The organism is Ruegeria meonggei (genome assembly GCF_042768335.1).
GTDB classification, from domain to species: Bacteria; Pseudomonadota; Alphaproteobacteria; order Rhodobacterales; family Rhodobacteraceae; genus Ruegeria; species Ruegeria meonggei.
In genome coordinates, this window is sequence record NZ_JAXHBT010000001.1 from 3,967,851 (window position 1) to 3,981,706 (window position 13,856).

The 13,856-nt window shown below is 58.4% G+C and carries 9 protein-coding genes; 7 read left to right on the plus strand and 2 right to left on the minus strand.

Annotated elements, in window-relative coordinates:
• Nucleotides 1–66: 66 nt before the first annotated feature.
• Nucleotides 67–552 (minus strand): acyloxyacyl hydrolase, encoded by a 486-nt coding sequence (locus SJY13_RS19830; RefSeq protein WP_377193404.1) that lies wholly within the window; start codon nucleotides 550–552, stop codon nucleotides 67–69.
• Between the two features lie 196 nt (nucleotides 553–748).
• On the opposite strand from SJY13_RS19830, the gene ychF reads away from it, so the two are divergent.
• From ychF to SJY13_RS19865, 7 genes are all read left to right on the plus strand, one after another.
• Complete coding sequence (ychF, locus tag SJY13_RS19835; protein ID WP_377193406.1) at nucleotides 749–1,846, plus strand: redox-regulated ATPase YchF; 1,098 nt, start codon at nucleotides 749–751, stop codon at nucleotides 1,844–1,846.
• A gap of 122 nt (nucleotides 1,847–1,968) precedes the next feature.
• Nucleotides 1,969–2,715, plus strand: a complete 747-nt coding sequence (locus SJY13_RS19840) for a hypothetical protein (RefSeq protein ID WP_377193408.1) — start codon at nucleotides 1,969–1,971, stop codon at nucleotides 2,713–2,715.
• A gap of 195 nt (nucleotides 2,716–2,910) precedes the next feature.
• The gene (locus SJY13_RS19845; protein WP_377193410.1) at nucleotides 2,911–3,792 is read left to right on the plus strand and encodes a LysR family transcriptional regulator; all 882 of its coding nucleotides are present in this window, start codon (nucleotides 2,911–2,913) and stop codon (nucleotides 3,790–3,792) included.
• An 85-nt stretch (nucleotides 3,793–3,877) separates the two neighbouring features.
• The gene (locus SJY13_RS19850; RefSeq protein WP_377193412.1) at nucleotides 3,878–5,581 is read left to right on the plus strand and encodes an NAD(P)H-dependent oxidoreductase subunit E; all 1,704 of its coding nucleotides are present in this window, start codon (nucleotides 3,878–3,880) and stop codon (nucleotides 5,579–5,581) included.
• 13 nt (nucleotides 5,582–5,594) lie between these two features.
• A complete protein-coding gene (gene fdhF / locus SJY13_RS19855) occupies nucleotides 5,595–8,378 on the plus strand; it encodes a formate dehydrogenase subunit alpha (RefSeq protein WP_377193414.1) in 2,784 nt (927 codons plus the stop codon).
• A gap of 110 nt (nucleotides 8,379–8,488) precedes the next feature.
• On the plus strand, nucleotides 8,489–9,286 hold the full coding sequence (locus SJY13_RS19860) for a cyclase family protein (protein ID WP_377193416.1): 798 nt from the start codon (nucleotides 8,489–8,491) through the stop codon (nucleotides 9,284–9,286).
• Nucleotides 9,279–9,791, plus strand: coding sequence for a thioesterase family protein (locus SJY13_RS19865; protein WP_377193418.1), 513 nt, complete (start codon nucleotides 9,279–9,281; stop codon nucleotides 9,789–9,791). The genes SJY13_RS19860 and SJY13_RS19865 overlap by 8 nt, the downstream gene beginning before the upstream one ends.
• Before the next feature lie 6 nt (nucleotides 9,792–9,797).
• Here SJY13_RS19865 and SJY13_RS19870 read toward each other — a convergent pair whose 3' ends face one another.
• Nucleotides 9,798–13,853 carry a translocation/assembly module TamB domain-containing protein gene (locus tag SJY13_RS19870; protein WP_377193420.1) on the minus strand — a complete coding sequence of 1,352 codons (4,056 nt, stop codon included), beginning with the start codon at nucleotides 13,851–13,853 and terminating at the stop codon, nucleotides 9,798–9,800.
• Nucleotides 13,854–13,856: the final 3 nt, after the last annotated feature.

A 13,856-nucleotide genomic window follows, 5' to 3' on the forward strand; every position in this document is an offset into this window, starting at 1 on the left:
ATTCAGAGTTGATCCTGATGTGCAGAAACTTTGACCGGAAATCAATCCCGCCAGGGCCAGATTGCGTCAGAACCCGTAGTGATAGCGCAGTAATACTGAGTTTACGCCCGGGTTGGAGGAGTTGGTACTAGCGTTGGACTTATGCGCCACGGCCACCGAGACCTTGTTTCCGCGGTCCAGCGTGTAGCCAACACCCAGCAGGCTGCGGATCTGAAAGTTGCCACCCAGATCGTTGTCGTCGTCCCCGGCGTTGAAATAGCCCGGCATGACACTGAGCTCGGCAAACCAGCGGTCGGACAGATTGTAGAGACCGACCAGTCCGGCACCGATATGGGTATCTCCGGCAGTGTCCACCGACAGCGCCGCGCCCAAACCCGCGCTGAACCGCGTCGCCTGGTGAAAAGGTCTGTGCTGATACTCGAGCGAAAAAAGCGCATGATCGTCTGATGCGCCGCTCGAGAAGTCTGAATAGCCTGCGCCAAATATGACGGATTGGGCCTGAACGGCAGTGGCCGTTGCCATTAGGAAAACGGATAGAATGAGTGATTTCATGGTCGTAATTCGTCAGTTCTGTTGCGCGTTATGAAACATTTGGTGACGCTGGATCGATGATTGCAACCATCCAGTTATCAACTGTGCTTGACAGATGTGTGATGTTGCAAAACGGACTCGGCCCAATTTGGGCCTCTGGGTTGCGCATTTCCCCTGACCTGCATAGAACGCCGTCGTATCGCTTCAGGAGGCCAGCATGGGCTTTAAAATGGGAATCGTGGGTTTGCCGAACGTCGGCAAGTCGACTCTGTTCAACGCGTTGACCAAGACCGCGGCCGCGCAGGCGGCGAATTTCCCGTTCTGTACCATCGAACCAAATGTGGGCGATGTTGCGGTCCCTGACGACCGACTGGACAGGCTGGCCGCGATCGCAAGTTCAAAGCAGATCATTCCGACGCGGATGACGTTTGTGGATATTGCCGGTTTGGTTAAAGGCGCCTCGCAGGGCGAAGGGCTGGGCAATCAGTTTCTAGCCAATATTCGTGAGACCGACGCGATTGCCCATGTGTTGCGCTGTTTCGAAGATGGCGATGTGACCCATGTGGATGGTCGTGTCGACCCGGTGGCCGATGCCGACACGATTGAAACCGAATTGATGCTGGCCGATCTGGAAAGCATCGAAAAGCGCCGCGCCAATCTGGTGCGCAAGCTGAAGGGCAACGACAAAGAGGCGCAACAGCAAGAACGCCTGCTGGCCGAGGCGCAGGCGATGCTGGAAAGCGGCAAGCCGGCCCGTCTGGTTGAGGTCACCGCCGAAGACGACAAGGCCTGGAAGATGCTGCAACTGCTGACCACCAAGCCGGTGCTCTATGTCTGCAACGTGTCCGAAGAAGAGTCCGCCGAAGGCAATGAATACTCAGCTCGCGTAGCCGAGATGGCCGCAGCACAAGGCAACGCGCACGTCATCATCAGCGCCAAGATCGAAGAAGAGATCAGCCTGCTGGAAGAAGATGAGGCCCAGATGTTCCTGGAAGAGATGGGCCTGGAAGAGCCCGGCCTCGATCGTCTGATCCGCGCAGGTTACGACCTGCTCAAGCTCGAGACCTATTTCACCGTCGGCCCGAAAGAGGCACGTGCCTGGACCATCCGTACCGGAACCGCCGCGCCGCAGGCCGCCGGAGTGATCCACGGCGATTTCGAAAAGGGCTTCATCCGTGCCGAAACCATCGCCTATGACGACTATATCACCGCCAATGGTGAGCAGGGCGCGAAAGAAGCGGGCAAGATGCGGGCCGAGGGCAAGGGATACATCGTCAAGGATGGCGATGTGATGCATTTTCTGTTCAACACGTAGAGCCTGAAGGATGACGCATTGGGGTCGAAGTGAGAACAGGCTAAGTCCGCTATAAGCTCTTATGGTTGCCCAAGATTAACTCAACAACCATTTGCCCAATGGGCATTAGCACAAGACCCACTATGGCTTCCAAACCAACTACATTAGGTGAAGTGCTCTCAAAAGGTTTTGCCTCAAGACAAGACCGCAATACCGTCGCATGGTTATGGCGCACCCTGCAAAGGCTCTTGGGCTTTGGTCTGTTGGTTTGCATCTTTGCACTGTCTGTGTGGTGGCTTTTAGGATCGTCAGGTTCGAAGAACACTCAGGTTTTGATCCTTCTGTCTGCACTTGTTATCATTTGGTGGTTTGTAGTTCGCAGAGTTCGCACAGGCAAACAGCACTTCTTGTTGGCCAATGACCGTCAGGGGTTTTTGCGGGGTCTCAGACTGGATGAAAAAACGGCTGTTTTTGATGGCAGCAATATCTACCATCTTGGGCATGACAACGGATTGGATGCAAAACCGCTTGGCGAGATCGCCAACCTGCTCCGCTCACAGGGATACCGTATTGTTTGTTTCTTTGATGCCAATATTTTTCATACACTCAGTGAACACGGGGCTTTTCCAAGCAGCCAACGACATTCTTTGATCCTGCTGGCACAAATTTTTGGCCTCAAAGAAGACGAGGTTTATGTCGTTCCTGGCGGCGTTCAGGCAGACAAGTATATTTTAGAGGCTCTGAAACACATGCCGATCTCTTTTGCCGTGACCAACGACAAATACCGTGACTACGCAAGCAAATACCCGACTGTGATGAAGGATCATCTTTGGCGTAACGGCGTGGTGATTTCAGATGGTGAAACCAAGCTGCTTCAGCATCGAGTTTAAGACTGACAATTATAGATTATCAAACAGCCTCTAATTCTGCAGAGTTGGCTTTTGCTTTACGTTTGAAACGTCCAGTTGTTTGAATTCTCGCACCAATACCAAACCGCCCCTTGTCGGGCTCTGCAGTAACTCTCGCTTTCCCCCCGCGCAAAACCCGCTAGTCTGCGTTCAACCTGCCCGCTGGGAAAACCTTAGATGATCGAGATCCGCGACCTGCAATTGCTCAGCGCTTTGGCGCGGCATCGCCATTTCGCCAAGGCGGCCGCGGAATGTGGGATTTCGCAGCCAGCATTCTCGATGCGCATCCGCAATCTTGAGGACCGGCTGGGCGTGTCCATCGTACGGCGGGCCAACCGGTTTCAGGGTCTGACCGAAGAAGGTGAGATGATCGTCCAGCGGGCGCGGCGTATTCTTGATGACACCAAGGCCCTGGAGCAACAGGTGCTGGCCGCCAAGGGCGAAATCACCGGGACATTGATCCTTGGGGTGATCCCGACAGCGATTGCTTTTACCGGTCGTCTGACCAAACGCTTGCGGCAGGCCCATCCCCGGATCGTGACGCGGATTGAAACCATGTCCTCAACTGCGATCCAGCATCGGTTGGACGAGGGCAGCCTTGATGCCGGTGTGACTTATGGCGACAGTATCGGCACAGATTTGCGGCAGGTTCAGCCTCTATATGAAGAGACCTATGTTTTGCTGCTGCCGTCCCACATGACGGATGAAACCGGCCCGATCCCCTGGGCGCGGGTGGCCGAATTCCCGCTCAGTCTGCTAGAGCCGCGAATGCAGAACCGGCGCATTCTGGACCATATCTTCGAAGAACAGGGGCTGCATCCGGATGTGGTGGCCGAGACCAGCGGGTTTACCGCCTCGATGGTGATGGCGCGCGAGGGGTTGGCGGCCACGGTTGTCCCTCGTGTTCTGGTGCGTGCACTTGGAGAGCTGAAGAGCACGAAAGTGCTGCCTTTGGTGGATCCGGTTGTCAGCAAACCAATTTGTCTGGCCACACTGATACGCGAGCCGGAATTGCCAACGGTCGAGGCTTTGCGCGCGGTGGTGACGTCATTACGGTGATAACCTGTCGTTATCGTGCGATAGTGATAAGCGATTTGACGATATGCTAGTCTGATGAGAAACGAAGTCCTAATCGGAGGGCATCATGGCACCATTAGATACCAAGCCATCAGGCGCACCCAAGGGCGTCTGGAAGTCAGGTAAAGGCAAGGGGCGGCACACGCCCAAAGGCCGTCAGTTCACGGATGAGGCACAGGCCGAAATTGCGCGCCTGCTGGGCGATCGCCCTCGCCGCCGCGATTTGCTGATCGAATTTCTGCACCTGATTCAGGACGCGCACGGCCATATCAGTGCCGACCACATCGCCGCCTTGGCCGTGGAAATGCGCCTAGGTCAGGCCGAGATCTATGAGACCGCCACCTTCTATGCCCATTTCGATGTGGTGAAAGAGGATGAAGCCCCGCCACCCGCGCTGACCATCCGGGTCTGCGATTCTCTGTCTTGCGAAATGGCTGGTGCCCAGCAGTTGCAAAAGGCGTTGGAGGATGGGCTGGACCCGTCTGAGGTTCGCGTGCTGCGCGCGCCCTGTATGGGCCGCTGCGATACCGCCCCGGTGCTGGAGATCGGTCATAACCATATCGATTACGCGACCCCTGAAAAAGTGCAGGCGGCGATTGCGGCCGGTGACACCCACGCCCATCTGCCCGAATATGAGGCCTTTGCCGCCTATGCCGCAAACGGCGGCTATGCCAAGCTGCAAGAGCTGCGTGACAGCGGTGATTGGGAAAAGGTGCAAGAAGACATCCTGTCCTCGGGCCTGCGCGGTCTGGGTGGCGCAGGTTTCCCGTCTGGCAAGAAGTGGGGTTTTGTTCGCATGAACGAAGGTACCCGCTATCTGGCTGTGAACGGCGATGAGGGCGAGCCCGGCACGTTCAAAGACCGCTACTATCTGGAACGCACGCCGCATGTCTTCCTTGAGGGTATGCTGATCGCTGCTTGGGCGGTCGAGGCAGAGACCTGCTTCATCTACATGCGTGATGAATACCCTGCTGTGCTGGAAATCCTCGCCCGCGAGATTGGCGCGTTGGAAGAGGCTGGGATCGTCGAAAAGGGTTACATTGACCTGCGCCGGGGTGCTGGTGCTTACATCTGCGGTGAAGAATCCGCGATGATCGAGTCGATCGAGGGTAAGAAGGGCCTACCGCGCCATCGTCCTCCGTTTGTGGCGCAAGTTGGGGTCTTTAACCGCCCAACGCTGGTGCACAATGTCGAGACGCTGCATTGGGTGTCAAAGATCTGCCGCGAAGGGCCGCAGGTTTTGAATTCTGTCGAAAAGAACGGTCGCACCGGCCTGCGCAGCTATTCCGTTTCGGGCCGGGTGGCCAATCCGGGTGTATTCGTGCTGCCCGCAGGGTCAACCATTCTGGACGTGATCGACGCCGCCGGTGGTATGGCTGAGGGTCACGCCTTCAAAGCTTATCAACCGGGCGGGCCGTCTTCGGGCCTGCTGCCAGCCAGCATCGACGATGTCCCGCTGGATTTCGACACGCTGCAACCGTTGGGCACGTTCATTGGCTCGGCCGCCGTGGTGGTTCTGTCCGATCAGGACACCGCCCGCGACGCCGCGCTGAATATGCTGCGATTCTTCGAGGATGAAAGCTGTGGCCAATGCACGCCTTGTCGGGCGGGTTGTGAAAAGGCGGTCGAGCTGATGCAGGCTGACATATGGGATCAGGACCTGCTGGAAGACCTGTGCCAGGTCATGGGAGATGCCTCGATCTGTGGTCTTGGGCAGGCGGCCCCGAACCCGATCCGCCTGGTCATCAAACACTTCGCTGACGAAATCTGAGGGAGACAGAGCAATGCTTGATGCAAGCCCAACAAAGACCGTCACCTTCAACCTGAACGGAATTGACGTCACCGTGCCCGAGGGCACCACAATCTGGGACGCGGCCAATGGTCAGGGCCTGATCATTCCGCATCTGTGCCACAAACCGGCACCAGGCTACACGCCTGACGGCAATTGTCGCGCCTGTATGGTCGAGGTAGAAGGCGAGCGCACATTGGTCGCCTCGTGTATCCGCCCGGCAGCGGAAGGCATGGTGGTCAAAACCGACACCGACCGGGCCGAGAAATCGCGCGCTCTGGTGATGGAGCTGCTGGTGGCCGATCAGCCCGAAGTGGCGCATGATACCTCCAGCCATTTCTGGGACATGGCGGCAATGAACGGCGTCGATGACAGCCGCTTTCCTGCAAAGGAACCTGCGAAAATCCCGCTGCTGGATGACAGCCACATCGCGATGCGCGTCAATCTGGACGCCTGTATCAACTGCAACCTCTGCGTTCGCGCCTGCCGCGACGTCCAGGTGAACGATGTGATTGGCATGGCCGGCCGCGGGCACACCGCGCAGGTCGTGTTCGACCAAAACGACCCGATGGGCGAGTCCTCTTGTGTGGCCTGTGGCGAATGCGTTCAGGCCTGCCCGACAGGTGCCCTGATGCCAGCCACTGTGCTGGACGATCAGCAGCAGGGAGACAGCAAGGATTACGATAGCGAAACCGAAAGTGTCTGCCCGTTCTGCGGCGTCGGATGCAAAGTCTCGCTGAAGGTCAAAGACGGCAAGGTCAAATACGTCGAAGGCATCAACGGCCCCGCCAACGAAGGCCGTCTGTGCGTCAAAGGCCGGTTCGGGTTCGACTATATCCACCATCCGCACCGTCTGACCAAGCCGTTGATCCGGCGCGAAGACGCCCCTGCCAAGGGGTTGAACGTCGATCCCGGCAATCTGGGTACGCATTTCCGTGAGGCAACCTGGGAAGAGGCGATGGACCTGGCCGCCACCAAACTGATGGCGCTGCGCGAAGATGACCCGCGGAATGTCGCAGGCTTTGGATCGGCCAAATGCACCAACGAAGAGGCGTATCTGTTCCAGAAGTTCATCCGTCAGGGTTTCCGCCATAACAATGTCGATCACTGCACCCGTTTGTGCCACGCCTCATCCGTGGCGGCGCTGATCGAAAACGTCGGCTCGGGCGCTGTGACCGCAACCTTCAACGAGGTCGAAAACTCGGACGTGGTTATCATCATCGGGGCCAACCCGATTGAAAACCACCCCGTTGCCGCGACCTATTTCAAGCAGTTCACCAAGCGCGGCGGCAAGTTGATCGTAATGGACCCGCGCGGCGTTGGGATGCGCAAGTTTGCCGATGAAATGCTGCAATTCCGCCCCGGAGCAGACGTTTCGATGCTGAACGCGATCATGAATGTGATCGTCGAGGAAGAGCTGTATGACAGCCAGTACATCCACCGCTGGACCGAGAACTGGGAGGCCGAAAAGGAACACCTGCGCGCCTTCACGCCTGAGGCGATGGCCCCGATCTGTGGTATTGAGCCGGATCAGCTGCGCAGGGTCGCGCGTACCTTTGCGCAGGCCAAGGCCGGTCTGATTTTCTGGGGCATGGGCGTCAGCCAGCATATCCACGGCACGGATAACTCGCGCTGTCTGATCAGCCTGGCGCTGATGACCGGCAATGTTGGCAAACCCGGTGCAGGCCTGCACCCGCTGCGTGGTCAGAACAACGTGCAGGGTGCCTCGGATGCGGGTCTGATCCCAATGTTCTTGCCGGATTATCAGTCGGTTATGGATGATGACATTCGGGCCAAGTTCAACAATGTCTGGAACTCGGACGACTTCTCGAACGAAAAGGGACTGACGGTCACCGAGATTATTGACCAGGCTTATGCGGGCAACATCAAGGGCATGTATATTCAGGGCGAAAACCCGGCCATGTCCGACCCGGATGTCGGCCATGCGCGCGAAGCGCTGGCCAAGCTTGAGCTGATGATCGTGCAGGATATCTTCCTGACCGAAACGGCGAACTATGCCGACATCATCCTGCCCGCCTCGGCGCTGTATGAAAAGAACGGCACGGTGTCGAACACCAACCGTCAGGTGCAGCGTGTGCGACCGGCCGTGACGCCGCCGGGTGAGGCGCGCGAGGATTGGAAGATCACGGTTGAGCTGGCGCAGCGCATCGGGCTGAACTGGGACTATACAGACGTGTCTGAGGTCTTCGCCGAGATGAAGCTGACCATGGCCTCGCTAGATAACATCACGTGGGACCGGCTTGAGACCGAGACGATCACCTATCCGTCGCTGTCCGAGACTGATCCCGGTCAGGCGATTGTGTTCGGCGATGGCTTCCCGCGTGCTGATGGACGGGCCAGGTTCACCCCGGCCAGCGTCATCCCACCGGATGAGGCCCCGGATGAGGAATACCCGATGATCGCCACCACCGGCCGTCAGTTGGAGCACTGGCACACCGGATCGATGACCCGTCGCGCCACGGTTCTGGATGCTGTGGAACCGGAAGCGAACTGTTCGATGAACCCGCGCCAGCTGAAACTGATGGGGATTGAACCGGGTGAGTTGATCCGCCTGACTACGCGTCGTGGATCGATCGATATAATGGTACGTGCGGACCGCGCGATTGCCGAGGATATGGTGTTCATCCCCTTCGCCTATGTTGAGGCTGCGGCGAATATCCTGACCAACTCGGCCATCGACCCTTATGGCAAGATCCCCGAGTTCAAATTCTCGGCCATTCGCGTCGAAAAGATCGAAGACGCTATCGCGGCGGAGTAGGCGCATTTTATCCGTGTGCAAGGCGGGCTCAATCGGGCCCGCCTTTTCGCGTCTTGACAGCGGGTTGGTCGCGGCCAACCCTGAGACAGGCCGTGATGATGGAGATGAGAATGGCGCGTCGTTTCGTTGATCTTTCGGTTCCGTTGGAAACCGGTATCGTTTCTGACCCGCCGATCATGTTGCCGGAAATCGAATATCTGACCCATGACCAAACCGCGGAACAGGTCATGGCGTTCTTTCCGGGCTTGCAGAAAGAAGATTTGCCGGGGGGCGAGGGCTGGGCCATCGAGCGGCTTCAGATCGCGACCCATAATGGCACCCATTTGGACGCGCCGTATCATCATCATTCCACCATGAACAAAGGTCAGCGGGCGATCACCATAGACGAAGTGCCGCTGGAGTGGTGCATGAACCCTGGAGTAAAACTGGATTTCCGGCATTTCGAAGACGGCTATGTTGCGTCCGCCGCCGATGTTGACGCAGAACTGAAGCGTATCGGTCATGACTTGCAACCGCTGGATATCGTGGTGGTGAACACCGCAGCTGGTACACGGTACGGGCAGGCTGATTATCTGACAAAAGGCTGCGGCATGGGTCGCGAGGCGACGCTGTACCTGACCAAACGCGGCGTGCGCGTGACCGGCACCGACGCCTGGAGCTGGGACGCACCGTTCCCGCTGACCGCAAAGGCCTATGCCGAAACGCAGGACCCCTTGATCATATGGGAGGGGCACCGCGCGTCGATGGACATCGGTTATTGCCACCTCGAAAAGCTGACCAATCTGGAAAGCCTGCCGCCTTCAGGTTTCGAAATCTCGTGCTTTCCGTTCAAGATCAAAGGGGCCTCGGCAGGGTTTGTGCGCGCTGTCGCGATTTTCGAGACCGAGGAAAGAGGGACCGATGAGTGAACCACTAAGCGGCCATGACGGCCCATATGATGCGCCGATTGTTGTCCGGGGGTTCTCGGTGCTGCCAGAGTGGATTGACTATAACGGGCACATGAATGTTGGATTTTATAGTGTGGTTTTTGACATGGCGCTGGAACGGCTGATGGTCGATCATCTTGGGCTAGGAGAGGGTCAGGTCGCCGCACTTGGGCAGGGACCCTATGTGCTGCAATCAAGTATGAATTTTCTGCGCGAGGCCCAGCCGGATGAGCCTCTCTATTTCCGGTTTCGGATGCTGGATGCCGACCAGAAACGCGGCCACTATTTTGCGCAGATGGTCTCGGGTGTTGATGATGTGGTCTGCGCCACGCAAGAGGCGTTGTTCATGAATGTCAGCCACGCGACAGGGCGGTCAGAACCCTATTCGGATTGGGCTGCCGCGCGGCTGGCGCGTATGGTCGCTGATCACGCGGATCTGGAGCCCGCGTCGCAGGTTGGGCAACAGATTGGCATTCGTCGAAAGTAAGAGCCTTTAGTAGTCTCGTTCGAAAAATACACCCACGCCGGTTTCACCACGCCCGTCGACCGTGCCGCGTACGGTGAAATTGTCGGTTACGCCCAGGTTCAGGTTTACCTCGGTATCGCCTTCGGTGTTGACGGTGAAATCAGTATACAGATTGTCGCTGAGGTATGCGCCTGCGCCCAGACGCCCCGCGCCGCCTGCTGATGCGCCGATATCTACCGTGTCGACACCGGTTGCATCCCTCAGCCCCTTGGTTGCGTCACCGCCCGCGCCGCTGAGTTGTGCTAATGACGCCGCCATCTGGGCGATTACAAAGGGTGACAGTTCCGAGAACCGATTGCCGAACAGCAACATCGCCAGCGCCTCTTCTGTCGGGCGTTCAGGGTCTGAAAACACGTCGACCTCAGGCGCATCCAGTGGACCGGCGATTTCGATTGTGGCGGTCCCGTCCGAGGTGCTGGTCGAGGATTCGAACTCGATATACGGCGTCAGATCCCCCTGCAGGGTCACGATACCCTTGGTCAGCGCCAACCGGCGTCCCAGAATATCAAAATTGCCGCGGATCAATTCGATCTGACCAGACGGGATGACCGAGGTTGTAGTCCCTCCAATGAATAACCGTCCACCAAGTTCGGCATTCACACCACGGCCACGGACAAACACTGCTTTGGGTGCCAACAGGCTGATATCCAGCGCGATGCGGGACTCACCTTTGGTGGCATTCTCATCGACTACCAGGCGCGCGCGCTCGCGGGTCAGATACGCAGGTGCGCTTTCGTTGACATGTTCGATGTCCGGGATAGGTGCCGCGCCCACCGCACCGGCGGCAGCGGCGAGGTTGATGTTGGTTTCTTCAAACGTGATCTGCCCTGAAATCGCGCTGTTACCTGCCAATGCGCCGGTCATGGCGATCTGACCGTTCAGGGTGGTTTCGTACAACAGCCTGTCCGTCAGGACGAGGCTGTTGAGCTGGGTGACGATGTCGGCATTGAATGGCGGCGTCAGATCCACGGGTCCGGCAACCGTAAAGTTACCACCCGCCCGCACTCCGCCATTCAAGGAAATCGTCGCGCGGCTTTGTGCCAGATCGACCGACCCGCTGATGCCTGTGATCGTCTGCCCGATGCCCGGTATCGCCATTGAGGTGCCCGAGGTTGTGATCGAACCGCTAAGCGCATCCAGTGCGGGTTCGCCTTTCAGCGCCAGGTCAAACCGGGCCGTTCCGTCGATTTTGTTGGGCGAAATAAACAAGTTGGCGACACCGATATTGATCCCGCCAGTGGCCTTCAGATCCGCCTTGCCGGAGCCTTCATCGAAGGTTCCAGAAACATTGCTGCTGATCTGCGCTGGCCCGTCGGCCTTGGCATTGATGGTCCAGACGCCGTTGTCGCGCTTGGCATTGCCTTTGGCGGAGACGGTGCCGGGAAACTCGGGCGCAAACCGTTCGATCCTGTTCAGCTTGGCATCAAAATCCACGTCTGCCGAGCCGTCATTGTTCACCTGACCTTTTAGCGAGGCGAAAGAGCTGTCCGGCCCGCGCAGGTTGGCTGTGCCTTCGAGCCCGGACGCGGTCGGGGCAACATTGCCATCCAGCGTCAGTGGTCCCGACAGTGTGGTGGCGATCCGCGACATGTCGTCCAGAACAACGGAATAATCCAGACCGCCAGAGGCGCGATCTACTTTCCCCGACGCATTGGCCGAAAGGGCGGTGCCTTTCAGGCTGAAGGTCCGCACATCCAGACCCTCATCGCTGTTTTCGGCATCGACGGTCAGGGTGGTTCGCCCCTTGATCAGCTTGTCGACAATATCGATGCCGGTCTGAATGTCGTCGGCGTTCAGATTGCCCTGCACATCAAACACCCGGCTGGAAAAGTTGCCGTTGCCTTGCACTGTAGCGTCGAGGGACCCGCCGAGGTCGCGGCCGGCAAGGCCCGAAAACAGCGAAAGATCGGGTGCGTTCACGCGGGCGTTCCCATCAACTGACAGATCTCCGGTCGGGTCGTCCACGGTGGCGGCAACCTGCGCGTTCAGGGCGGTTCCGTTGACGGTCGCTTCACGGATCTCAATCTGATCAGCCGTGCGCGCTCCATCCCATGTGATCGAGGTCTGCCCGCTCAGCAGTGGATCGATCTCGGGCATGCCGGTTTTAATGTCTTGCCCTTTGACGCTGGCGGTTCCGTCAAATTCCAGCGTTTGCACCGTGCCTGTACCGTTCAGCTGTGCCTGCAAGGAACCGCCAAGATCACGTTGGGCCAGACCCGAAAAGACGGCCAGATCGGGCGCGTTCACGCTGGCTTGCCCGGTGATGGAGAGATTGCCATCAGGCGTAGTGACATCGCCACTGGCCTGGACCTGTGCAGCCTCGCTGTTCAGCTCGAACGCGCGGATGCTGATGCCATCAGAGCCGCGGTTGCCGTCCAGCGTGATCGTCGTTTCTCCTTTGATCACTGGATCGATATCGTCACGGCCGGTAACCAGATCGCTGCCTTCGACAATCAACTTGCCGTCAAAGCTGCCTTCCAGCGGCGATCCCTTGCCATTGACCCGGGCCGTCGCCGACCCGCCCAGATCCATTTTGGCCAGATCGGAAAACCGCGACAGATCCGCCGCATCCAACTGGGCTGACCCGTCGACCGTAAGACCGCTGTTCAACCCGGCGATCAGCGCATCCAGGGCCAGGGTGTAGTCTGTGCCTACCAGCTCAAATCCCGACAGGTTCAGCGAATTGTCACTGCCATAGGCAAACTGACCGTCCAGAGTGATGCGTTGACCCAGCGCCGTGGTCAGTGCCGCATCGCTTAGGTCGATCCCATCCACGATGGCCTGAAGGTCGCCTTGGACGGTCATCGCATCGCCCTGTTCCAGCGTGCCCTGCGCCGTGATCTTTGCATTGTCCAGTTTGGCTTGTGGCGACTGGAAAGCATCTGCTGTCAGGCTCAGGTCCCACAGGTTGCCATTCTGTTGGTCAAACAGAGCTGAGATTTGCGCCGCTTCGATCGAGGTCTCTCCGTCTGCGACCGGCAGAACCACGGTTTCGCCATCAGGCGGGGTAATCCGCCCTTGCAGCGCGGCCAGTTGTAAGGTGCCGCCCTCGGCCAGTTTCAGTTTACCCTTCACTTCCAGTGCTTGCGTCGTCAGTTCCAGATCCGAGATGTCCAGCGCGCCGCGCGGTTTGGTCTGGCCATCCACAAAAAGGCGCGTTTTGGGCCCGAAGAACGGGTCCAGATCTTCGGCCATGAACGGTGTCAGGTCACCGCCCAGATCGGCGGTAAAGGCGATCCCGTCCGCAGCACCGGTTTCGGCGGCTTGCAGGCGGACCTGTCCGGTGACCTGAGGCTGCTTATCGCTGCTCAGCGCAATGTCCGCCGTGAAATCAATCAACGGTCCAGCACCTTGCGCCGACAGGCCCAATGCGGGGCTGTCGGGTATGTTCAGCGCGGTTGAGATCAATCCGCCTTCTGCCTCGTTCACCAGCAGATCCAGATTGATCTCGCGCGAGGTGTTCTGGAACCCGGCGGTCAGCGTGATCCTGTCGCCGGACCGGTCCAGACGGATAATGTCCAGCTGCGTGTCCAGCGTGCCATCGGCCAGCGACAAGTTCCCGGTCACCGAAAGATCGGCTGCCACCCCGATCAGCGGCTCACCCAATGACAGCTCGTCGATTTTGATTTCACCGATCTCGATGGACACCGGCAGCTCGGGCAGTTGAAAAGGCTGTGTTTCCGCCGATGGCGGCGGTGTTTCCTTTGTGGTTGTTCCGGGTGTGCGGGCGATGTCGATTTCCTGCGCCGTCAAGGTATTGACCGAAAACCGGCCCCGGATCAGGGCTAAACGGTTCCAGTCCAGCTCGGCATCCTTGATTGTCAGCCAGACCCCTTCGTCGTCCGAGACGGTAATCTCTTCGATCGTGGCACGCGCGCTTAGTGCCCCTTGCAGACCCTTGACCGAGACGTTCTGGTCATCCCCCGACAGCGTGTCCTGAAGGAACCGCTCGATCATGCTGCCGCCGCTGTCGCCCTGTGCTGCGACAGGCGGTGCGGACAGCACAAGAACAGTGGTCAGCACAGG

Excerpts from the sequence above, each read along its gene's own strand:
- ychF (WP_377193406.1), top strand. The coding sequence starts at position 749 with ATGGGCTTTAAAATGGGAATCGTGGGTTTGCCGAACGTCGGCAAGTCG.
- SJY13_RS19860 (WP_377193416.1), top strand. The coding sequence starts at position 8,489 with ATGGCGCGTCGTTTCGTTGATCTTTCGGTTCCGTTGGAAACCGGTATC.
- SJY13_RS19850 (WP_377193412.1), top strand. The coding sequence starts at position 3,878 with ATGGCACCATTAGATACCAAGCCATCAGGCGCACCCAAGGGCGTCTGG.
- SJY13_RS19830 (WP_377193404.1), bottom strand. The coding sequence starts at position 552 with ATGAAATCACTCATTCTATCCGTTTTCCTAATGGCAACGGCCACTGCC.
- SJY13_RS19840 (WP_377193408.1), top strand. The coding sequence starts at position 1,969 with ATGGCTTCCAAACCAACTACATTAGGTGAAGTGCTCTCAAAAGGTTTT.
- SJY13_RS19865 (WP_377193418.1), top strand. The coding sequence starts at position 9,279 with ATGAGTGAACCACTAAGCGGCCATGACGGCCCATATGATGCGCCGATT.
- SJY13_RS19845 (WP_377193410.1), top strand. The coding sequence starts at position 2,911 with ATGATCGAGATCCGCGACCTGCAATTGCTCAGCGCTTTGGCGCGGCAT.
- fdhF (WP_377193414.1), top strand. The coding sequence starts at position 5,595 with ATGCTTGATGCAAGCCCAACAAAGACCGTCACCTTCAACCTGAACGGA.